Raw genomic sequence first — 21033 nt, forward strand, 5'->3', positions numbered from 1 at the left:
GAGAGACATCATGTATTTGACGCCTCAGCATGTCCTGCTTGCCGGTGCCACCGGCCTGACCGGTGAACACCTGCTAGACCGCCTGCTTAACGAACCCACCATCACCCGCGTGCTGGCGCCCACCCGCCGGCCGCTGGCCGAGCACCCGCACCTGGAAAACCCGGTGGGTGACCCGGCCGTGTTCCTGCCGCAGCTGGCCGGGCGGGTCGATATCGCCTATTGCTGCCTGGGAACCACGCTGAAACAGGCCGGTTCCGAGTCGGCCTTCCGCGCGGTGGACCTGGACATGGTGGTGGCCTTCAGCAAGCGCGCCCGGGAGATGGGAGCGCGGCATCTGCTGGTGGTCAGTGCGCTGGGCGCTGACCCGAAATCGTCGATTTTCTACAACCGGGTCAAAGGCGAAATGGAAGAGGCGCTAAAGGCGCAGGACTGGCCACAGTTGACCATCGTGCGGCCGTCGTTGCTATTGGGTGAGCGGATCGAACCGCGACTAACCGAACAGTTGGTTTCGCCGTTTTCCAGGCTGATACCGGGCAAGTACCGGGGGATCGAGGCCTGTACCCTGGCCCGGGCACTGTGGCGGCTGGCGCTGGAGGAAGAGGACGGGGTGCGGGTTGTAGAGTCGGATGAGTTGCGCAGGTTGGGCAAGACTCCCTGAAAGCTGCATATTACTGTTGTAGGAGCGGCCTTGCGTCGCGAAAGGGGCGCGCAGCGGCCCCCGATCTCAGCTTTAGCATAACCATTGCTGGGGCCGCTTTGCGGCCCTTTCGCGACACAAGGCCGCTCCTACAGGGGACTGCGGCGCTCTCTAAAGGCCACCCGTAGCCTGGAAGCCTACACCTGCCGCTGTCAGCAACGACAACGGCAGCAGCAGGGTATCGAGCAACATGCTGCCAGGCAGGTCCAGCCCAGGATAGGCCGGTGCATCAGCCCCGTAGTGCTCCCGTGGGCAACACCCGCCATTGATCACGTACAAATCCAGCCGGGTGCCGGCATACACCACCGGCGCCCCGGGCTTGGCGGCATCCAGCGTACGCACCGTGGCGCAGCCCCCAAGCATCACCAGCGCCAGCAAACCCACCAGCGCTCGCTTCAATCATCCACCCCGAAATGGTGCTCGCCCCAACGCGGCAGCATGTCCTGGGGAATATTCAGCAGGTTGAGAATACGCGCCACCACAAAGTCGACCAGGTCGTCGATGGTCTGCGGCTGGTGGTAGAAGCCTGGCGCTGCCGGCAGGATAACCGCGCCCATCTGCGACAGCTTGAGCATGTTCTCCAGGTGAATGGTGGAGAACGGTGCCTCGCGTGGTACCAGGATCAACTGGCGACGTTCCTTCAGGGTAACGTCGGCAGCACGCTCGATCAGGTTGTTGCAGGCACCCGTGGCAATCGCCGACAGGGTGCCGGTGGAACAGGGCACCACCACCATCGCCGCCGGAGCGCCGGAGCCGGAGGCCACCGGCGACATCCAGTCTTCCTTGCCGTACACACGGATCTGCCCATCGGCGGCACCGGTGTATTCGGTGAGAAAAGCCTGCATCGCCTGGGGCTTGGCCGGCAGCAGCACGTCGGTCTCGGTCGCCATCACCAACTGCGCGGCCTTGGAGATCAGGAAATGCACCTCGCGGTCCTCGCGCACCAGACAGTCAAGCAGGCGCAGGCCATACTGGGCGCCCGAGGCGCCCGTCATGGCCAGGGTGATGCGTTCCGGCCCGCTCACTTCAGGGCCTCGGCCAGCTTGCCGTGCAGGCCACCAAAGCCGCCGTTGCTCATGATCACCACGTGAGTGCCTGGGCGAGCCTGGCCCTTGACCCGCTCGATGATCGCGTCGAGGCTTTCGGCCACCACGCTCGGTACCTTGCATTGCGCAGCGGTGCCTGCCAGGTCCCAGCCCAGGTTGGCTGGCGCGTACCAGATCACCTGGTCGGCATCGTTGACGCTTTCCGGCAAGCCGTCACGGTGGGCGCCGAGCTTCATCGAGTTGGAGCGTGGCTCGATCACGGCGATAACCGGCGCCTCGCCAACGCGCTTGCGCAGGCCGTCGAGGGTGGTGGCGATGGCGGTCGGGTGGTGGGCGAAGTCATCGTAGATGGTCACGCCCTGCACTTCGGCAACCTTCTCCATGCGCCGTTTGACGCTCTTGAAAGCGCTGAGGCCTTCGATACCCATGGCCGGCACCACGCCAACATGGCGGGCCGCTGCCAAGGTAGCCAAGGCGTTGGCGACGTTGTGCTGGCCAGTCATTGCCCAGTCCACCACACCTTGGGCCTCGCCCTCGAACAGCACTTCGAAACGCGAACCATCCGGGCTGAGCAGACGCGCCTGCCACTGGCCACCAACGCCTGTGGTCTGCACCGGGGTCCAGCAGCCCATGCCGATCACTCGCTCCAGCGCTTGTTCGGTAGTGGGGTGAATGACCAGACCTTCGCCCGGAATGGTGCGCACCAGGTGGTGGAACTGCCGCTCGATCGAAGCCAGGTCCGGGAAAATGTCCGCATGATCGAACTCAAGGTTATTGAGGATCGCGGTGCGTGGGTGGTAGTGGACAAACTTCGAGCGCTTGTCGAAGAAGGCGCTGTCGTACTCGTCGGCTTCGACCACGAAGAACGGCGTATCGCCCAGGCGCGCCGACACCGAGAAGTTCTGCGGCACACCGCCAATCAGGAAGCCCGGGCTCATGCCGGCGTGTTCCAGCACCCAGGCCAGCATGCTGCTGGTGGTGGTCTTGCCATGGGTGCCGGCAACTGCCAGAACCCAGCGGCCTTGCAGCACGTGGTCGGCCAGCCATTGCGGGCCGGAAACATAGGGCAGGCCCTTGTTCAGCACGTACTCCACAGCAGGGTTGCCACGCGACATGGCATTGCCGATGACCACCAGGTCTGGCGCCGGGTCCAGCTGGGCCGGGTCATAGCCTTGGGTCAGTTCAATGCCCTGGGCTTCGAGCTGGGTGCTCATCGGGGGATAGACGTTGGCGTCCGAGCCGGTGACGCGATGGCCAAGTTCCTTGGCCAGCACCGCCAGCGAGCCCATGAAAGTACCGCAAATACCGAGAATGTGAATATGCATGGTCGACCTCGCAAAACATCGAGGCAGGGTAGCCCAGGGCGAGAAAAATCGCACACGATGTTTCGCTTACTCAGCCCTGGTAATGCCGTGTTTGCGCAGTTTGCGATACAAGGTATTGCGGCTGATGCCCAGGTGCTCGGCGACGCGGGTCAAGTGCCAGTGTTTTGCCTCCAGCATGGCCATGAGAGCGCTGCGCTCGGCATCTTGTAGGAGCGGCCTTGTGTCGCGATCGGGCTGCGAAGCAGCCCCAGCGGAGTGTGCTGTGTTGCTGAGATCCTGGGGCCGCTGTGCGGCCCTTTCGCGACACAAGGCCGCTCCTACAGGGGCGACGCTGTTGCGGATAATGATGGGGAGATCCGAGAACCCGATTCGGGGTTCTTCGCAAAGCGCCACCAGGGTACGCAGCACATTGCGCATCTGCCGCACGTTCCCAGGCCAGGCGAAGTCGAGCAGCGCCTGCCGTGCCTTGGGTTCAATGTCGATCAGTTGCCCCTGCGCCTCCTGGCGCAGCAGAAAGTCCAGCAACGGTGCCTTGTCACTGCGCTCACGCACCGCCGGCAACGCCACTTCCAGACCATTCAGGCGGTAATACAAGTCCTCGCGGAAACTGCCTTGCTCCACCCGTTCCAGCAGGTCCCGGTGCGTGGCGCTGACAATGCGCACATCCACCGCTTGCGGCTCGCCGCCAATCGGCACCACCTGGCGCTCTTCCAGCACCCGCAGCAGGCGGGTTTGCAGCGCCAGTGGCATGTCGCCGATCTCGTCCAGCAGCAAAGTGCCGCCATCGGCCTGCAATAGCTTGCCGCGCATGCCTTCCTTGCGTGCACCGGTAAAGCTGCCGCCGCGATAACCGAACAGTTCGCTTTCGATAAGGCTCTCCGGGATCGAGGCGCAGTTGACGGCGACGAACGGCTTGCCGCGCCGCCCACTGGCCTGATGCACCGCCTGGGCGAAGGCCTCCTTGCCGCAGCCGGTCTCGCCGCGCAGCAACAACGGCACGTCACGTTCAAACACCCGAACGCTACGGCGGAATTCGCTCTGCAATGCAGGGTCGAGCAGGCAGATGGCCGGCTCCGCCTGCTGCATGGGCAAGGGTTGAGCGACAGGCACCGACCACACTGGCGCACGGGCCTTTCCGCGCAGGCAGGCGAACACCTGGCGGCCATCGCGCGTATGCAACGGCCAGACGGTGCTGCCCGCAGGCGTCGCCCGGCTGAACAGTTCGTCGTGGCTACAGGCGAAAAAGCGCTCCACGGGTTTGCCCAGCACGCCACCACGCACGCTGCCCAGCAGGTTCAACGCGCTCTGGTTGGCGGCACAAATCCGCCCATCGCCGTCGAATGCCAGCAAGCCCTCGCTGAACAGGCCGACCGACTCCGCCTGCAGGTGAAAGCGCAGCAGCCACTGCTGCTCGAAATGGCGCAGGAAATAACAGCTTTCGATCATCTTCGCCGACAGGTTGACCAGCGCCATGGTGTGGAACTGGCTCTGGCGGGAAACGTCCGTGCGGGCCGATGACACATCGAGCACTGCCAGCAGTTCACCATGCGGGTCGAACACCGGGCTGGCCGAGCAGGTCAGGCCGGTGTGGCGGCCACGGAAGTGCTCGTTCTGGTGAATGGTCAGTGCCTGGCGTTCGACCAGGCAGGTGCCGATGCCGTTGGTGCCCTCACGTGCCTCGCTCCAGTCGGCGCCCAGCCACAGCCCGGCACGCTCGAAGCTGCGCCGCTCGGTGGGGGCGCTGACGCAATTGAGGATCACCCCACGGGCGTCGGTCAACAGTACGGCGTGGCCCGCCCCGGAAAGCTGCTGGTGCAGGCTGTTCATTTCATGGTCGGCAATGTGCAGCACCTGGCGCAGGCGCTCGCGGCTCTCCAGCAAACGCCCATGTTCAAGCACCACGGGCGCTTCGATCAGCGAAGGGTCGAGGTGGTAGTCCTCCAAGCAGCGCAGCCAGGAGCGGGCAATGGACGGGTCACTGCCGCCCTCCCCGGCGCCACCATGGGCAACGGTATGGACTTGCTGGGCATGACGACTGAAATGATTGCTCTGCATTTGTTGTAGTTCTCTGCAGATAGAGAGTCCCGCCAGCATCCTCCACCCGGGAAGGCTTTGCAATGCACCCTCCCGTGACGTGTCGCAAATGGCACAAAGTGTCACCCCTGCGCGTACCGGGGCTGGCACACAGGGCGCGTACCAAACCCATTCAGATGACCCAAGTCATTGAATTTACTGGCGTGCGAAACGCTGGCCCAACCTTTGCTCTACGCTTCTCAACTCCTCAACAAAACTAACAGCCAGGAGACACACCATGCGTTACGCACATCCCGGTACCGAGGGCGCGAAGGTTTCCTTCAAGAGCCGCTACGGCAACTACATCGGTGGCGAGTTCGTAGCTCCGGTCAAGGGGCAGTACTTCGAAAATACCTCCCCGGTGAATGGCAAGCTGATCGCCGAATTCCCCCGTTCCACTGCCGAAGACATCGACAAAGCGCTTGATGCGGCCCACGCCGCTGCCGACGCCTGGGGCCGCACGTCCGTGCAGGACCGCTCCAATGTGCTGTTGAAGATTGCCGACCGCATCGAGCAGAACCTTGAATTGCTGGCCATTACCGAGACGTGGGACAACGGCAAGCCGATTCGCGAAACCCTGAATGCCGACATCCCGCTGGCGGTCGACCACTTCCGTTACTTCGCCGGCTGCATCCGCGCCCAGGAAGGCGGCGCAGCCGAGATCAACGAAGGCACCGTGGCCTACCACATCCACGAGCCGCTGGGCGTGGTCGGGCAGATCATCCCGTGGAACTTCCCGATCCTGATGGCCGCCTGGAAGCTGGCGCCAGCACTGGCCGCCGGCAACTGCGTGGTGCTCAAGCCCGCCGAGCAGACCCCGCTGGGCATCACCGTACTGCTGGAAGTGATCGGTGACCTGCTGCCAAAAGGCGTGCTCAACGTGGTGCAGGGCTATGGCCGTGAAGCCGGTGAAGCACTGGCCACCAGCAAGCGCATCGCCAAGATCGCCTTTACCGGCTCGACCCCGGTGGGCTCGCACATCATGAAATGCGCAGCCGAGAACATCATCCCGTCCACCGTGGAGCTGGGTGGCAAGTCGCCGAACGTGTACTTCGAAGACATCATGCAGGCCGAGCCGAGCTTCATCGAGAAGGCCGCAGAAGGCATGGTGCTGGCGTTCTTCAACCAGGGCGAGGTGTGCACCTGCCCATCGCGGGCACTGGTACAGGAGTCGATTTACCCGCAGTTCATGGAAGTGGTGATGAAGAAGGTGCTGCAGATCAAGCGCGGGGACCCACTGGACACCGACACCATGGTAGGCGCCCAGGCTTCGCAGCAGCAGTTCGAGAAAATCCTGTCGTACCTCGACATCGCCCAGAAGGAAGGTGCCGAGCTGCTGACCGGCGGCAAGGTCGAAAAACTGGAAGGCTCGCTGGCCACCGGTTACTACATCCAGCCGACCCTGCTCAAGGGCAACAACAAGATGCGCGTGTTCCAGGAAGAAATCTTCGGCCCGGTGGTCAGCGTCACCACCTTCAAGGACGAAGCCGAGGCCCTGGCGATTGCCAACGACACCGAGTTCGGCCTGGGCGCCGGCGTGTGGACCCGCGATATCAACCGTGCCTACCGCATGGGCCGCGGGATCAAGGCTGGCCGCGTGTGGACCAACTGCTACCACCTGTACCCGGCGCATGCCGCGTTTGGTGGTTACAAGAAGTCCGGGGTTGGGCGTGAAACCCACAAGATGATGCTTGATCACTATCAGCAGACCAAGAACCTGCTGGTGAGCTACGACATCAATCCGTTGGGCTTCTTCTAAACCGTGCATTTGGGGCTGCTGCGCAGCCCATCGCGACACAAGGCCGCTCCTACAGGAACCGCGCGCTCTTGTAGGAGCGGCCTTGTGTCGCGATGGGCCGCAAGGCGGCCCCAAGGCCTCTGGCTCGCTTCCTGCAGTACCCATCACCATCGGCCCGGCCCCCTTCCCGGCCACCAAGAAAAACAACAGGTGAAACTATGCCAAGCGATCATTCCGCCGGCTCGCCGGCAGGCTCTTCTGTCGACTTCGAAAAAGTCGGCTCGGACTATTTCCAGCAACGTGAACTGAAAAAAGGCGCCGCAGGCTGGGTACTGCTGGTCGGCCTGGGCGTGGCCTATGTCATTTCCGGCGACTATGCCGGCTGGAACTTCGGCCTGGCCCAGGGCGGCTGGGGCGGCATGTTCCTCGCCACCCTGCTGATGGCCACCATGTACCTGTGCATGTGTTTCTCGCTGGCCGAGCTGTCGTCGATGATCCCCACCGCAGGCGGCGGCTATGGCTTTGCCCGCAGCGCCTTCGGCCCGTGGGGCGGCTTCCTGACCGGCACGGCAATCCTTATCGAGTACGCCATCGCGCCTGCGGCCATCGCCGTGTTCATAGGCGCCTATTGCGAGTCACTGTTCGGCATCGGCGGCTGGGTGATCTACCTGGCGTTCTACATCGTGTTCATCGGTATCCACATCTTTGGCGTGGGGGAAGCGCTGAAGCTGATGTTCATCATCACCGCCATCGCCGCCATCGCCCTGGCGGTGTTCCTGGTGAGCATGGTGCCCCATTTTGATGCAGCCAACCTGTTCGACATCGCCAAAACGGACGCCGTGGGCGCCAGCAGCTTCCTGCCGTTCGGTTATGTGGGTGTGTGGGCGGCCATCCCTTACGCTATCTGGTTCTTCCTGGCTGTCGAAGGCGTGCCACTGGCGGCTGAAGAAACCAAGAACCCCAAACGTGACCTGCCTCGCGGCCTGATTGGTGCCATGCTGGTATTGCTGGCCTTCGCCCTGCTGATTCTGGTGGTCGGCCCCGGCGGTGCAGGCTCCGAAGCACTGAAAGCCTCCGGTAACCCACTGGTCGAGGCATTGTCCAAGGCATACGGCGGCAGCACCTGGATGGGCGGCTTCGTCAACCTGGTCGGCCTGGCCGGGCTGATCGCCAGCTTCTTCTCGATCATCTACGCCTATTCCCGGCAGATCTTCGCCCTGTCCCGCGCCGGCTACCTGCCGCGCAAGCTGTCGGAAACCAACAAAAGCAAGGCCCCGGTGCTGGCCCTGATCATTCCCGGCATCATCGGCTTTGCCCTGTCGCTGACCGGCCAGGGTGACCTGCTGATCCTGGTTGCCGTATTCGGCGCTACCCTTTCCTACGTGCTGATGATGGCCGCGCACATCACCCTGCGCATCCGTCGGCCGAAGATGGAGCGCCCGTACCGCACCCCCGGTGGCATCTTCACCTCGGGCATTGCCTTGGTGCTGGCCTGCATCGCCGTGGTTGCCGGTTTCCTGGTCGACCCACGGGTGGTGATTGGCGCCGCAGTGATCTATGCGGTATTAATTGCCTACTTTGCTTTCTACAGCCGCCACCACCTGGTTGCGGGCACACCGGAAGAGGAATTCGCCGCGATCCAGAAGGCCGAAGAGGCCCTGCACTGATCGCCGCCACCCGCCGCGGGGCAACCCGCGGCTCTGGAGATTCTGTATGGCAAGTTTCGTACACACGGTCGGCCACCTGGTCTACCGCTTCGACAGCCTCAAGGACGTAATGGCCAAGGCCAGCCCGGCACGTTCGGGGGACTACCTGGCAGGCGTCGCCGCCAGCAACGACGGTGAGCGTGTCGCCGCGCAGATGGCGCTGGCGAATATCCCGCTGACGCACTTTCTGAATGAAGCGCTTATCCCTTACGAGGCCGATGAAGTCACCCGCCTGATCATCGACACCCACGATGCCCAGGCCTTTGCCCCTGTCAGCCACCTGACCGTGGGCGGCCTGCGCGACTGGCTGCTGAGCGAAGAGGCCAATGAAGAAAGCCTGCGTGCCTTGGCGCCTGGGCTGACACCGGAAATGGCCGCAGCCGTTTCGAAGATCATGCGCGTGCAGGACCTGGTGCTGGTGGCGCAGAAAATCCGTGTAGTCACCCGGTTCCGCGGCACCATGGGCCTGCGCGGGCGCTTGTCTACCCGGCTGCAACCCAACCACCCGACCGACGAGCCGGCCGGCATTGCCGCCAGCATTCTCGACGGCCTGCTGTACGGCAACGGCGACGCCATGATCGGCATCAACCCGGCCACCGACAGCATCGCCTCGATCTGCACCCTGCTGGAAATGCTCGACGCCATCATCCAGCGTTACGACATTCCCACCCAGGCCTGCGTGCTGACCCATGTCACCACTTCGATCGAGGCAATTAACCGTGGCGTACCGCTGGACCTGGTATTCCAGTCCATCGCCGGCACCGAGGCGGCCAATGCCGGGTTCGGTATCAACCTCAACGTATTGCAGGAAGGTTACGAAGCGGGCCTGTCGCTGAAGCGCGGCACCCTGGGGCAAAACCTGATGTACTTCGAAACCGGCCAAGGCAGCGCGCTGTCGGCCAACGCCCACCATGGCGTAGACCAGCAAACCTGCGAAACCCGCGCCTACGCAGTGGCCCGTCATTTCAAGCCGTTTCTGGTCAACACCGTGGTCGGTTTCATCGGCCCGGAATACCTGTACAACGGCAAGCAGATCATCCGCGCCGGCCTGGAAGACCACTTCTGCGGCAAGTTGCTGGGCGTGCCGATGGGCTGCGACATCTGCTACACCAACCACGCCGAAGCCGACCAGGACGACATGGACACCCTGCTGACCCTGCTGGGTGTGGCCGGGATCAACTTCATCATGGGCATCCCTGGTTCCGACGACATCATGCTCAACTACCAGACCACCTCGTTCCACGACGCGCTGTACGCGCGCCAGACCCTGGGCCTGAAGCCCGGGCCGGAATTTGAAGCGTGGCTGGCCCGCACCGGCATCTTCACCCAGGCCGATGGCCGGGTACGCTTTGGTGACAACCTGCCGCCTGCCTTCCGCCAGGCCTTGGCACAGCTTGCATAGGGATGACCATGGACCATCGCACGCCTACCCCCGACAACCCTTGGCTGGCCTTGCGCACGCTCACCCCGGCGCGTATCGCCCTGGGCCGCGCCGGCACCAGCTTGCCGACCGGGGCGCAGCTGGACTTCCAGTTCGCCCATGCCCAGGCCCGCGATGCCGTGCACCTGGCCTTCGACCATGCCGGCCTGACTACGCAACTGAGTGACCGAGGGCGCGAAAGCCTGGTGCTGCACAGCGCCGCCAGTGACCGCCACCAGTACCTGCAGCGCCCGGACCTGGGCCGGCGCCTGAGCGAAGCGTCGATTGCCACCCTGCGCCAGCACGCGCAGGCCAACCCCGGCGGCGTCGACCTGGCCATTGTGGTTGCCGATGGCCTGTCGGCCCTGGCCGTGCATCGCCACACCCTGCCATTCCTGGCCCGTTTCGAGGAACAGGCCGCCGCCGACGGCTGGAGCAGCGCCCCGGTGGTGCTGGTCCAGCAGGGCCGCGTAGCGGTGGCCGATGAGGTCGGTGAACTGCTGGGCGCACGCATGACGGTGATGCTGATCGGCGAACGCCCGGGGCTAAGCTCGCCCGACAGCCTTGGCCTGTATTTCACCTACGCACCGAAGGTTGGCCTGACCGATGCCTACCGCAACTGCATTTCCAACATCCGCCTGGAGGGCTTGAGCTATGGCATGGCGGCGCACCGCCTGCTGTACTTGATGCGCGAAGCCTGCAAACGCCAGCTTTCCGGGGTGAATTTGAAGGACGAAGCCGAGGTCCATAGCCTGGAGAGCGAAGACAGCACCAACCAGAAAGGTAACTTCCTGCTCGGCAAAGGGTAAACAACATGTCACGGAAGGCGGATTGCACTTGTGCAGCGCATTGGGCAGCATGCCCTTGAACGCTGCAGGCATTTCGCTGTTTCCCTAAATGGACTCTGAGGGCCGCACATGCGCATCATCAAGGCAACCCTGGAACACCTCGACCTGCTCACGCCGATGTTCGTCAAATACCGTGAGTTCTACGGCCAACTGCCCTACCCCGACAGCTCGCGCAGCTTTCTGGAAAAGCGCCTGAAACGGGATGAATCGGTGATTTACCTGGCGCTACCGGATGATGACGACAGCAAGCTGATGGGCTTCTGCCAGTTGTACCCAAGCTACTCGTCACTGTCGCTGAAGCGGGTGTGGATACTCAACGATATCTACGTGGCCGAAGATTCGCGGCGCATGCTGGTGGCTGACCACCTGATGCGTGAAGCGAAAAAAATGGCCAAAGAGACCAACGCCGTGCGTATGCGGGTTTCGACCAGCGCAGACAACGAGGTAGCGCACAAGACCTACGAATCCATCGGCTTTCGCAAGGATACCGAGTTCGAGAACTACATCCTGCCGATCAGCCAGGACTGACCTGTACCGGCCTCTTCGCGGGCACGCCCGCTCCCACAGAGATATCACCAACCTTGAAGGTTGTGCTGTACCTGTGGGAGCGGGCGCGCCCGCGAAGAGGCCAGCACAGGAATGCACCCTCACCGTAACCCCCCGCTACAAACTCCCCGGGCATGTTCTTCACTTAGCCGTATAATGCCCCACCTGTCATGTGTGAAAATTTACCCATCCCCAGGTAACCCAGCCTACGCCCAAGAACACAGGTGCTGTACATGGATTTCAACCCGCTGGACCTTATCCTGCATCTCGATGCCTATCTCGATCTGCTGGTCACCAATTACGGTCCCTGGATCTACGCCATCCTGTTCACCGTGATCTTCTGTGAAACCGGGCTGGTGGTCATGCCCTTCCTGCCGGGCGATTCGCTGCTGTTCATCGCCGGCGCCGTGGCCGCAGGCGGGGGTATGGACCCGGTGCTGCTGGCTGGCCTGTTGATGGCTGCCGCCATCCTGGGCGACAGCACCAACTACGTGATCGGCCGAACAGCCGGCGAGCGGTTGTTCAACAACCCCAACTCGAAAATCTTCCGCCGCGACTACCTGCAACGCACCCACGAATTCTATGAACGCCATGGCGGCAAGACCGTAACCCTGGCGCGCTTCCTGCCCATCCTGCGTACCTTCGCACCGTTCGTCGCCGGCATCGCACACATGCATTACCCGCGCTTCCTCGGTTTCAGTGTTGCCGGTTCGCTGCTGTGGGTCGGTGGCCTGGTTACCTTGGGCTACTTCTTCGGCAATGTCCCGTTCATCAAACAGCACCTGTCGCTGATGGTGGTGGGCATCATCGTGCTGTCGCTGGTGCCGATGATTCTCGGCCTGCTGCGTGGCCGCCTGGGCCGTGCGGCCAAGGCTCACTGAACGCCTGAAAATGTGGTCCTTCAGCGCCTGGCGGCGCAAGCGAACCCTGGCGCGCTACCCCATCGCCCCCCAGCAATGGCAGGCCGTGCGCCAGCGCCTGCCGATGCTGGACGGCATCAGTGACGAAGAAGACCACTGGCTGCGCGAAGCCTGCATCCTGTTCCTGCTCGACAAGCACCTCACCTGCCTGCCCGGGGTCGAGCTGGACGACGAGCAGCGCCTGTTGCTGGCCGCTCAGGCCCAGTTGCCGCTGCTGCACCTGGGTGAGTTGAACTGGTACCAGGGCTTTCACGAAATCATCCTGTACCCCGACGACTTCAAGAGCCCGCAACGCCACCGTGACGCCAGCGGCGTGGAGCACGTGTGGGACGGTGAGCACAGCGGCGAGGCCTGGCAACAGGGCCCGATCATCCTGGCCTGGAACGGCGTGCTGGCCAGTGGCGGCTGGGAGGCCTACAACCTGGTCATCCATGAACTGGCGCACAAGCTCGACATGCTCAATGGCGATGCCAACGGCCTGCCGCCATTGCACAGCGGCATGCCAGTGGATGCATGGGCAACGGCCATGCAGCAGGCGTACGACGACCTGAACCGCCAGCTGGACAACGACCCCGACGCCGAAACCGCCATCGACCCGTATGCCGCAGAAAACCCAGCAGAGTTCTTTGCCGTCACCAGCGAATACTTCTTCAGTGCCCCCGACCTGCTCCAGCAGGCTTATCCACAGGTCTACCAGCAATTGTCGCTGTTCTACCGCCAGGACCCGCTGGCGCGCCTGCTGCGACTGCAGGCGGATCACCCCGAATACCGCGAAAGCCACGCCTGACGGGGCCGCACATCAGGCCAGACGTGGCATGCCCCGGCAGAATATGCCTATAATCGCCGCCACTTTTTTGGTCAAACACGGGGGCACTGCCCAATGAGCTACAGCAAGATTCCGGCGGGCAAAGACCTGCCGAACGACATCTACGTCGCTATCGAGATCCCGGCTAACCACGCGCCGATCAAATACGAAATCGACAAGGACAGCGATACCCTGTTCGTCGACCGTTTCATGGCCACCCCGATGTTCTACCCGGCCAACTACGGTTTCATCCCGAACACCCTGGCCGACGACGGTGACCCGCTGGACGTGCTGGTCGTTACCCCTTACCCGGTAGCACCAGGCTCGGTTATCCGCGCCCGTCCGGTTGGCGTGCTGAACATGACCGACGACGGCGGCGGCGACGCCAAGGTCATCGCTGTTCCTCACGACAAGCTGTCGCAGCTGTACGTTGACGTGAAGGAATACACCGACCTGCCAGCCCTGCTGATCCAGCAGATCGAGCACTTCTTTGCCAACTACAAAGATCTCGAGAAGGGCAAGTGGGTCAAGATCGAAGGCTGGGAAGGCGCCGACGCCGCCCGTGCCGCGATCACCAAATCGGTTGCTGCCTACAAGGGCTGATACCGGTTGCAGGAAAAACCCCGCTTTGCGGGGTTTTTTTATGCCTGAAGAAATGACCTGCCGTCGCGATCCCTGTAGCAGCGGCCTTGTGTCGCGATCGGGCGCGAAGCGGCCGTAAAGCCATCCTGCGCGATGCGCCTGAAAGAACGCGTTTGCTGATTTTACGGCCGCTTCGCGCCCGATCGCGACACAAGGCCGCTCCTACAAGGAACGCGTTAATGGTGGTAATAAATCCTACGCAGTCCTACACCAACGCCCTACAAGCAGGCACATTTCCTACAAATACCATCAACACGCGGTTCATTTCCTTGCGGGTACCCCATCGCTAGACTCGCGGCATGAACACTTCCGGCGACCGCCTCAAAGCCCTTCTCCACGAATGCGGCCTGACCCCTTCCGATTTCGCTGCTCAGCGCAGCGTTACACCGCAGCACGTCAACAACTGGTTCAACCGCGGCGTTCCCCTGGCCCGCCTGGACGAACTGGCCGACCTGTTCTGCGTGCATCGACGCTGGCTGCGCACGGGAGAAGGGCCCAAACACCCAAGCGCTATCCAGCGCAACTGCCCGCCTCGGCCCGCCCCCGCCAACCCGCCCAGCCCACTGTGGGCGCACCGTGCCCGGGAGCTGAAAGTACCCTTTTACGAACTGCGCAACGGCCTGCTTGCGCCGGTAGCAAGCAAGCACCTGCGCCTGCCCGAAAAAGCCCTGAGAAGGTTGGGCGTGCATACGGACAACGCGATCTGCATGGCCATGCCCGACAGCAACATGGTGCCGTTGATTGCGCAGCAGGCCACCCTGGCCATCGACCTGAGCATGAAACGGGTGGTGGAAGGTGAAACCTATGCCCTGCTGCACAACGGTGTGCTCAGGGTCAACAACCTCAGCATCGGCCCTCAGAACACGCTGTACCTGCACAGCCATGACCGCTACAGCTACGCAGTCGAACGCTACACCCCTGCCCAGCGCCATGCGCAGGGCCTGGAGATTCTCGGCTGGATATTCCACTGGTCGCATTTCCGCCAGCAGCGGCCCGGCTGAAACAACCTGTGCCATTTTTTGCTGGGCATCCTGCGCGTGCCCTTGTATGCTACGCCGCACATTCAGCCCCGACCGGCGCGAGCTGCAGTCCAGAGGGCTCGGCGATATCCCACACGGGTGTCTGCCATCTCTTTCAGGCCCTTGATGGCCACACAGTTAAGGCGATTGCGGCTTACCATAAATTAGTCGGAAGCGTCCCCGAGAAGCCGGCCACAAGCCGGCTTTTTAATGCCCGCAGAAATGTCGGCTGCAGGTTCGACAGGGTGGTGGGCAAGTGGTTATCAGTCGCTGATCGGCAGGCACGTCGTCAGTCATGTTCGGCGCGCGGGCTGGCAGAGAGCACCAAGCTGCTCTTGAGGAACTCCTCGCGCACTTGATGCATCTGCAAGTGAGTTTTCCCCGACGCATAATCCAGCCCGGCGAGCCCCATTTCCAACGCCAGCTCGGGATGCCGGGCAACATAACGAATGCGCTCTGCCAGACTGGACGGGTTCCCGGTTTCAAACGTCAACGCGTTGTGCTCGCTCGTGATGTCCAGCACCCCGCAGGTGTCGGAACCGATGACGGGAACGCCCTGGCTGAACGCGTCAAAAATGATGCGGGGCTGTTCCTGCTTCAATGTCGGCACCAATAGCCAGTCGTGCTGGGCAATGATGCTGAAAAAGTCTTTGCCATAATCAACTGCGTTCAGGAAGCTCACCTGGACGCCGCCACGCTTTTCAGCGGCAAAGCGCAGGCAGTGTGCTTTCAAATCACCCTCTCCCATAAGGGTGATGGTGATATCAACGCCTTCGACCTCCAGTTGCTCAATGGCTTCAAGCACTACCAGAACACCTTTATCCAGCACGAGACGTGACGGGTAAAGCAAGTGGACTGCACGGCCACGCCTGGCTTCGAATCGTTTTCTGACGGTTTCGGGGGCCGCCATGAACTTTTTATCGAGCCAGCTGGCCGGGTTGATCAACGTGCGGCTGTTGGTACGCCCCAGAAAATAGTCCTTGTAGAAGGACTGGGTAAATATTCTGGCATTCGCCAGCTTCACACAGCGCTTCAACAACACGGTGTGTACATGGTGTTCGATGATTGCCCTGAGGGTTCGCGCCTGCCCCTGAGCCAGCATCCAGAACGAAGACTCTATGACAATCACCCATTGAAAGCGCAAGAACGGCTTGAGCGGCAACACATAGAAGGACAAGGGGAATGCCCAACCGGCCCCGTCCGAATGAACGATCCTGGCGCGCTTGCAGGCGATGAAAACGGTGATGAAATTCGGAATGAAATTCTTCAGGACTGACGCAAGCCCATAGTCTTTGCGCAACCCGTAAATCCGTTTTATATCCAGATGACTGATGCTTTGCAGCCCGTCAATGCTGCCGTCGCGCTCTACAGGGCAGCACATGCTGAAGTGCTTTATGTAGCCCAGATGCAGCGCTATGTCTTTGACCCACAGGGGGTCTGTGAACACATTGCCTTGCTGGTCTACGACAACAGGAATTCGGGTGAACAGGATGTATGGGTCTTCAATCATATTCCCCTCGCAGGGATGCCAGGACACTCTCGATTTCATTGTCTACATGGGGCTTACTCCTCAATACCAGCCGTCCATCTCAACAACGTTCCAGCGTCCTTGCAGACCTCCTGCCTACACAGCAAGCGCTCCGTTGGGCATTAACTCTAGTGCGCGTTTGCCGATTGCACACGCCAAGCGGCAAAAATTTGTCATGGCGCCATGCGGCTGATACAAGCCTTTGTTTTCATTATTCAATCTCCTGAAAACACTCAACCGCCTGGAGCCAGGTCTGTTCAGCGTCGGCTGTCAGAAGTCATACCGCGCCCCAACCATCATGCTGCGTGATGGCCCATAGAAATTGAATGTCGACGTCGACCCCACCCGCGACAGGTAGTCCCGGTCGAACAGGTTGTTGACGTTGAAGGTGGCCGTCAGCTTCGGGGTAACCGGGTACGACAGCATCGCGTCCACCGTGGCATAGCCCGGTGCATCGATGCGCACGCCGCCATTCTCGGAATAGAAGGTGCTCATTGCCGATACGCCGCCGCCAATGGCCAGGCCGGTCAGCGGGCCCTGGCTGATGGTGTACTTGCTCCACAGCGACGCCTGGTTGCGCGGCATGATGAAGAACGTGGTTTCGGCATCACCCTTGAGGGTTTCGGTTTCCATCCAGGTGTAGCCGGCCAGCAGTTCCCAGTTCGGCGTGAGCTTGCCGCTCACTTCCACTTCGGCACCCTTGACGCGGGTTTTGCCGGAGGCAACCGAGAAGTTGGTGTCTACGCCATCTTCGTCATATTCGGTGGTGGCGCGGTTCTTGTCGGTCAGGCGGAACACCGAGAAGCGGGTGTTGAGGTCGCCGCCGAAGTAGCTGCTTTTGAGGCCGAATTCGTACTGCTCGCCTTCACGCGGCTTCAGCACCCGGCCGTTGCTGTCGGTGTCGGACTGCGGTTTGAACACCTGCGAGTAGCTGGCGTACAACGCGTGGTTCTCGGTCAGGTCGTAGACCAGGCCGCCATACGGGGTGAAGTGGCCATCCACGCGCTTGCTGTCGTTGGTGGTAGCACCGCTGCTCAGGGTGGTGGTGTAGAAATCACCGCGATACCAGCTGAACCGGCCACCGGCGATCAGCGCCAGGCGCTCGATCGGGCGGAAGGTGACTTTGGAATACAGGCCGTATTCCTCTTCCTGCATGCCGGTCTCGGTGCTGTAGTTGGGCGACGGTTTGGCGAACTGCTTGGGCGAGTAGGTGTTGACGTTGATGGCGCCCAGGTTGGTGGTGCCGTTCAGGTACTCGGTGTCGTAGTTCTTGTAGTCGGTGCCGACCACGAATTCGCTGACCTGGCCAAGCGCTTCGAACGGCTGGCTGTAGCTGGCGTCCAGCGAGTAGGTGTCCTGGGTAAAGTCACGGGCGCTGGCGCGCTCGGAGTTGGCACCGGTAGTGGCGTTGGTTGCAGTGAAGGCGTACAGGTAGTTGGTGTCGCGGTGCGAACCACGGGCGGCGACACGGCCATAACCGCCGTTGTCGAAGCGGTGGGTCAGCTCGGCGACCAGGTCGGTGGTCTTGCCGTCGAAGTAGTTCCAGTCCGCACCCAGGAAGCGCGAGTGGCTGAAGTCGGGTACGTCGCCAGACAGGGTTGCCGGGTAGCCGTTGTGCGGGGTGATGTTCTTCACTTCGTGCATCAGGCCGAACGACAGCGTGGTGGCGTCATCCAGGTCGACATCCAGCGCACCGTAGTAGCTGTTGCTGGTGTTGGCGTTGTAATCGACTTCGCCATTGGAGTCGTCACGGGACGCGATGAAACGCCCGCGCACGCGGCCGGCGTCATCCAGCGGCCCGCTCAGGTCGATTTCTTCGTGGTTAGTGTCCCAGGTGCCGTAGCTGCCTTCGACGTGGCCCTGGAACTCGGCGGTCGGGCGCTTGCGCACCATGTTGACGATGCCACCCAGTTCACTGGTGCTGCTGAACAGCCCGGCCGGGCCGCGCATGATTTCGACACGGTCGAACGCCGCCAGCGACGGCACGGTGCCGAAAATGCTGGCCATGGGGGCCGGCAGGCCATCGATGTTGAACTCGCTGTACTCGTAGCCACGGGCGTAGATCGACGAACGGCCACTGTCATTGGTCAGGGTGCGCAGGCCGGCAGTGTATTTGGCCAGGTCATCCAGGTGCACGAACTGGCGGTCCTTGACGTAGTCCTGGGTGTAAACGGTGATCGATTGCGGGATGTCCTTCAGCGCCGCAGGCGTCTTGGTGCCCACGGTCGCGGCATCGACACTGTAGCCACCGGTCGCTTCCGAGGGCAGCATGTCGTACAGGCGATTACCTTCGATGGTCAATGCCGGCAGGTCGAGTGAGCTGTCTTCGGCTGCCGCCTGGGTCGCTACCGTTTCGGCCAGTGCCGACAACGAAAACGGCGCCAGCAACCCCAGCACCAGCAAGCCCCGTACCCGTCGCGGGCTCCCCACACGTTTGAAACCGGTCATGACACACCCTTCGCCCAAATGATATTAATTCGCAAACGAAACAAGTTGCTTTTTGCGAACGATACCGGAGGAAAAACGGGGGTGCAGCATCATTAACCTTCTTAACACATCGAGGCGTTGCCCTCTCCCCACCCGCAATGGGATGATTCGTAACTGATACAAATTCTCATTCAAGGCTCGCCGTGCCCACCTCACTCCTCCTTGCCGAAGACGACGCAAGCCTGCGTCAGGACCTGGAACGCCATTTCCTCAACCGAGGCTTTCAGGTTCACGCTTGCGCCAGCGGCACACAGGCCCTGAATGCCATACGGCAATCGCAGTTCGATCTGGTGCTGCTGGACATCATGCTGCCAGGCATGGACGGCCTTAGTCTGCTCGACGAGCTGCGCCGGCAACAGGCAGTGCCGGTCATGCTGATGTCGGCACTGGGGGCCGAGCAGGACCGCATCAGCGGCTTTACCCGGGGTGCGGACGACTACCTGCCCAAGCCCTTTAGCCTGGCGGAACTGGACGCACGGGTCGATGCCTTGCTGCGGCGCGTGGCCTTCGATCGCGGCACGGCACTGCGGGCCGACGTCGGCAAGGTGATGCTGGACCACGACCGCCAGGACGTTATCCACAACGGCAGTGCCGCGGGCCTTACCGCTTCCGAGTTCCGCTTGCTGGTAACGCTGCGGGCGCATCCCGGCGAAGCCTTGAGCAAGCCATTCCTCTACCAGACCGTGCTGCACCGGGCCTATACCCGCCTGGACCGGGGCCTGGATGTGCATGTGTGCAACCTGCGTCGCAAACTGGCCGACATCAACGCCCAGCACCTGCAGATCCAGGCTGTACGCGGTCAGGGGTACATCCTGGTCGACGCGGAGCAGCCCTGATGCGTCGCCACCCGTTGTTGTGGAAACTGGCCGTGCTGCAGGTCAGCTTCTGCCTGTTGCTGGTCTGGCTGATCTGGACATGGGGCCTGTCGGTGGAGCGCAGCACCTATTTCCTGTCCCAGGCCGACCAGGCCTACCTGGCGCGCTATGCGCAACAAGCTGAAGCCGCCTGGGAGCAAGGTGGTGCAGTGGGCGTCGAGACCTGGCGCAGGCAACTGGAACAAGCCGAGGACACCTGGGTGGCCGTTATCGGGCCGCACTTGCAAAGCCTTGGCACCACGCCGCTGAGCGCCGGGCAGGCCAGCCACCTGACCTTCATGCGCAAACTCGATTGGCCAATGAGCCGACGCCTGCAAGATGAACTGCCATACGTCAGCATCGAATTCCCGCAACACCCCGAGCACGGCCGCCTGGTACTGCAACTGCCCGAACGCCTGCTGCCCACCGGCCTGACGCCATGGACCCATGTGGTCACCCACGGCGTTGCCCCTGCGCTGCTCGCGCTGCTGCTGGGCCTGGCGCTGTACCGGCATTTGGTGGTGCCGCTCAACCGCCTGCGCGACCGCGCCGACGCCCTGCGGGCCGATGACCTGGACAGCCCCGCCCTGCCCCTGCAGGAGCGCCGCGATGAACTGGGTGAACTGGCACAAGCCTTTGAACACATGGCCGGGCGCCTGCGCCAGAGCCTGGAGCAACAGCGCCTGCTGCTGCGCACGTTGTCGCACGAACTGCGCACGCCGCTTGCGCGGCTGCGCATTGCCCATGACAGCGATTTGCCGCCGCCACAGTTGCGCGAGCGCCTGGACCGCGAAGTGGCCGACATGCAGAAGCTGCTGGAAGACACGCTGGACCTGGCCTGGCTGGACACCGAGCAGCCCAGCTTGCCGACCGAGCCGGTCTTGATGGTTTCCGTCTGGGAAGCCCTGTGCCAGGACGTCTGCTTCGAAAGCCGCTGGGATCCTGCACGCCTGCCATGCTCGCTGGGCACCGACTGCCTGGTGCAGGTTCATCTGGACAGCCTCGCCCAGGCCCTGGAAAACCTGCTGCGCAATGCCATTCGCCACTCACCGGCCGAGGGCCGGGTCAGCCTGGATGGCTGGCGTGAAGGCGACGTATGGCACCTGCGCCTGAGCGACCAGGGCCCCGGCGTACCGCACGCCGACCTCGAACGCATCTTCAAGCCTTACCAGCGCCTGGCCGACAGCGGCGCTGGCTTCGGCCTTGGCCTGGCCATCGCTCGCCGCGCCATCGAACTGCAAGGTGGCCGGTTGTGGGCCAGCAATGGCCACCCTGGCCTGTGCCTGCATTTGACCCTGCCCGCCGCCCGGCACTGTTTAGAAAGTTAATGCGCTTTACGCTCAATCAGGAGTGATTATCATCTGGGCGCTACAGCCTTG

General features: G+C 62.3%; 18 protein-coding genes. 12 read left to right on the forward strand and 6 right to left on the reverse strand.

Annotated elements, in window-relative coordinates; genetic code table 11:
- Window positions 1-10: 10 nt before the first annotated feature.
- Window positions 11-658 (forward strand): oxidoreductase, encoded by a 648-nt coding sequence (locus ACQKPZ_RS15195; protein ID WP_427539404.1) that lies wholly within the window; start codon window positions 11-13, stop codon window positions 656-658.
- Between the two features lie 150 nt (window positions 659-808).
- Here ACQKPZ_RS15195 and ACQKPZ_RS15200 read toward each other — a convergent pair whose 3' ends face one another.
- From ACQKPZ_RS15200 to ACQKPZ_RS15215, 4 genes are all read right to left on the reverse strand, one after another.
- The gene (locus tag ACQKPZ_RS15200; RefSeq protein WP_427539407.1) at window positions 809-1096 is read right to left on the reverse strand and encodes a YceK/YidQ family lipoprotein; all 288 of its coding nucleotides are present in this window, start codon (window positions 1094-1096) and stop codon (window positions 809-811) included.
- Window positions 1093-1722 (reverse strand): flavin prenyltransferase UbiX, encoded by a 630-nt coding sequence (gene ubiX, locus ACQKPZ_RS15205; RefSeq protein ID WP_016715383.1) that lies wholly within the window; start codon window positions 1720-1722, stop codon window positions 1093-1095. The genes ACQKPZ_RS15200 and ubiX overlap by 4 nt, the downstream gene beginning before the upstream one ends.
- The gene (gene mpl, locus ACQKPZ_RS15210) at window positions 1719-3068 is read right to left on the reverse strand and encodes a UDP-N-acetylmuramate:L-alanyl-gamma-D-glutamyl-meso-diaminopimelate ligase (RefSeq protein WP_427539410.1); all 1350 of its coding nucleotides are present in this window, start codon (window positions 3066-3068) and stop codon (window positions 1719-1721) included. The genes ubiX and mpl overlap by 4 nt, the downstream gene beginning before the upstream one ends.
- 66 nt (window positions 3069-3134) lie before the next feature.
- Window positions 3135-5123 carry a sigma-54-dependent Fis family transcriptional regulator gene (locus ACQKPZ_RS15215; protein WP_427539413.1) on the reverse strand — a complete coding sequence of 663 codons (1989 nt, stop codon included), beginning with the start codon at window positions 5121-5123 and terminating at the stop codon, window positions 3135-3137.
- A 256-nt stretch (window positions 5124-5379) separates the two neighbouring features.
- Here ACQKPZ_RS15215 and exaC point away from each other — a divergent pair, with 256 nt between their 5' ends.
- The 9 genes from exaC (at window position 5380) to ACQKPZ_RS15260 (ending at window position 14767) form a co-directional block, all read left to right on the forward strand.
- Complete coding sequence (exaC, locus tag ACQKPZ_RS15220; protein ID WP_427539416.1) at window positions 5380-6900, forward strand: acetaldehyde dehydrogenase ExaC; 1521 nt, start codon at window positions 5380-5382, stop codon at window positions 6898-6900.
- Between the two features lie 197 nt (window positions 6901-7097).
- Window positions 7098-8546 carry an ethanolamine permease gene (eat, locus tag ACQKPZ_RS15225; protein WP_391130944.1) on the forward strand — a complete coding sequence of 483 codons (1449 nt, stop codon included), beginning with the start codon at window positions 7098-7100 and terminating at the stop codon, window positions 8544-8546.
- A 46-nt stretch (window positions 8547-8592) separates the two neighbouring features.
- The gene (locus tag ACQKPZ_RS15230) at window positions 8593-9987 is read left to right on the forward strand and encodes an ethanolamine ammonia-lyase subunit EutB (protein ID WP_427539419.1); all 1395 of its coding nucleotides are present in this window, start codon (window positions 8593-8595) and stop codon (window positions 9985-9987) included.
- Between the two features lie 8 nt (window positions 9988-9995).
- Window positions 9996-10814, forward strand: coding sequence for an ethanolamine ammonia-lyase subunit EutC (eutC, locus tag ACQKPZ_RS15235; protein ID WP_427539422.1), 819 nt, complete (start codon window positions 9996-9998; stop codon window positions 10812-10814).
- Between the two features lie 108 nt (window positions 10815-10922).
- A complete protein-coding gene (locus ACQKPZ_RS15240; RefSeq protein ID WP_427539425.1) occupies window positions 10923-11381 on the forward strand; it encodes an N-acetyltransferase family protein in 459 nt (152 codons plus the stop codon).
- Between the two features lie 251 nt (window positions 11382-11632).
- Window positions 11633-12280, forward strand: coding sequence for a DedA family protein (locus ACQKPZ_RS15245; protein WP_019472362.1), 648 nt, complete (start codon window positions 11633-11635; stop codon window positions 12278-12280).
- Between the two features lie 10 nt (window positions 12281-12290).
- Window positions 12291-13106 carry a zinc-dependent peptidase gene (locus ACQKPZ_RS15250; protein ID WP_403203647.1) on the forward strand — a complete coding sequence of 272 codons (816 nt, stop codon included), beginning with the start codon at window positions 12291-12293 and terminating at the stop codon, window positions 13104-13106.
- A gap of 93 nt (window positions 13107-13199) precedes the next feature.
- Entirely contained in the window at window positions 13200-13727 is a 528-nt protein-coding gene (gene ppa, locus ACQKPZ_RS15255) for an inorganic diphosphatase (RefSeq protein WP_003255365.1), read from the forward strand.
- Between the two features lie 338 nt (window positions 13728-14065).
- Window positions 14066-14767 carry a LexA family transcriptional regulator gene (locus ACQKPZ_RS15260; protein ID WP_427539428.1) on the forward strand — a complete coding sequence of 234 codons (702 nt, stop codon included), beginning with the start codon at window positions 14066-14068 and terminating at the stop codon, window positions 14765-14767.
- 307 nt (window positions 14768-15074) lie between these two features.
- On the opposite strand, the gene ACQKPZ_RS15265 is transcribed toward ACQKPZ_RS15260, so the two are convergent.
- Both ACQKPZ_RS15265 and ACQKPZ_RS15270 read right to left on the reverse strand, forming a co-directional pair.
- Window positions 15075-16295 carry a glycosyltransferase family 4 protein gene (locus ACQKPZ_RS15265; RefSeq protein WP_427539431.1) on the reverse strand — a complete coding sequence of 407 codons (1221 nt, stop codon included), beginning with the start codon at window positions 16293-16295 and terminating at the stop codon, window positions 15075-15077.
- Between the two features lie 288 nt (window positions 16296-16583).
- Window positions 16584-18761 (reverse strand): TonB-dependent siderophore receptor, encoded by a 2178-nt coding sequence (locus ACQKPZ_RS15270; protein WP_427539434.1) that lies wholly within the window; start codon window positions 18759-18761, stop codon window positions 16584-16586.
- A gap of 182 nt (window positions 18762-18943) precedes the next feature.
- On the opposite strand from ACQKPZ_RS15270, the gene ACQKPZ_RS15275 reads away from it, so the two are divergent.
- Window positions 18944-19636, forward strand: a complete 693-nt coding sequence (locus ACQKPZ_RS15275) for a response regulator transcription factor (protein ID WP_427539437.1) — start codon at window positions 18944-18946, stop codon at window positions 19634-19636.
- Complete coding sequence (locus ACQKPZ_RS15280; protein ID WP_427539441.1) at window positions 19636-20982, forward strand: HAMP domain-containing sensor histidine kinase; 1347 nt, start codon at window positions 19636-19638, stop codon at window positions 20980-20982. Before ACQKPZ_RS15275 ends, ACQKPZ_RS15280 begins: the two co-directional genes overlap by 1 nt.
- The last annotated feature ends 51 nt before the right edge of the window (window positions 20983-21033 follow it).

Source organism: Pseudomonas sp. NPDC089547 (assembly GCF_050280665.1).
In the GTDB taxonomy this organism is placed as follows: domain Bacteria; phylum Pseudomonadota; class Gammaproteobacteria; order Pseudomonadales; family Pseudomonadaceae; genus Aquipseudomonas.

Excerpts from the sequence above, each read along its gene's own strand:
- eat (WP_391130944.1), top strand. The coding sequence starts at position 7,098 with ATGCCAAGCGATCATTCCGCCGGCTCGCCGGCAGGCTCTTCTGTCGAC.
- ACQKPZ_RS15260 (WP_427539428.1), top strand. The coding sequence starts at position 14,066 with ATGAACACTTCCGGCGACCGCCTCAAAGCCCTTCTCCACGAATGCGGC.
- eutC (WP_427539422.1), top strand. The coding sequence starts at position 9,996 with ATGGACCATCGCACGCCTACCCCCGACAACCCTTGGCTGGCCTTGCGC.
- ACQKPZ_RS15265 (WP_427539431.1), bottom strand. The coding sequence starts at position 16,295 with ATGATTGAAGACCCATACATCCTGTTCACCCGAATTCCTGTTGTCGTA.
- ACQKPZ_RS15240 (WP_427539425.1), top strand. The coding sequence starts at position 10,923 with ATGCGCATCATCAAGGCAACCCTGGAACACCTCGACCTGCTCACGCCG.
- ACQKPZ_RS15230 (WP_427539419.1), top strand. The coding sequence starts at position 8,593 with ATGGCAAGTTTCGTACACACGGTCGGCCACCTGGTCTACCGCTTCGAC.
- ACQKPZ_RS15270 (WP_427539434.1), bottom strand. The coding sequence starts at position 18,761 with ATGACCGGTTTCAAACGTGTGGGGAGCCCGCGACGGGTACGGGGCTTG.
- ACQKPZ_RS15215 (WP_427539413.1), bottom strand. The coding sequence starts at position 5,123 with ATGCAGAGCAATCATTTCAGTCGTCATGCCCAGCAAGTCCATACCGTT.
- exaC (WP_427539416.1), top strand. The coding sequence starts at position 5,380 with ATGCGTTACGCACATCCCGGTACCGAGGGCGCGAAGGTTTCCTTCAAG.
- ACQKPZ_RS15250 (WP_403203647.1), top strand. The coding sequence starts at position 12,291 with ATGTGGTCCTTCAGCGCCTGGCGGCGCAAGCGAACCCTGGCGCGCTAC.
- ACQKPZ_RS15195 (WP_427539404.1), top strand. The coding sequence starts at position 11 with ATGTATTTGACGCCTCAGCATGTCCTGCTTGCCGGTGCCACCGGCCTG.
- ACQKPZ_RS15280 (WP_427539441.1), top strand. The coding sequence starts at position 19,636 with ATGCGTCGCCACCCGTTGTTGTGGAAACTGGCCGTGCTGCAGGTCAGC.
- ACQKPZ_RS15245 (WP_019472362.1), top strand. The coding sequence starts at position 11,633 with ATGGATTTCAACCCGCTGGACCTTATCCTGCATCTCGATGCCTATCTC.
- mpl (WP_427539410.1), bottom strand. The coding sequence starts at position 3,068 with ATGCATATTCACATTCTCGGTATTTGCGGTACTTTCATGGGCTCGCTG.
- ppa (WP_003255365.1), top strand. The coding sequence starts at position 13,200 with ATGAGCTACAGCAAGATTCCGGCGGGCAAAGACCTGCCGAACGACATC.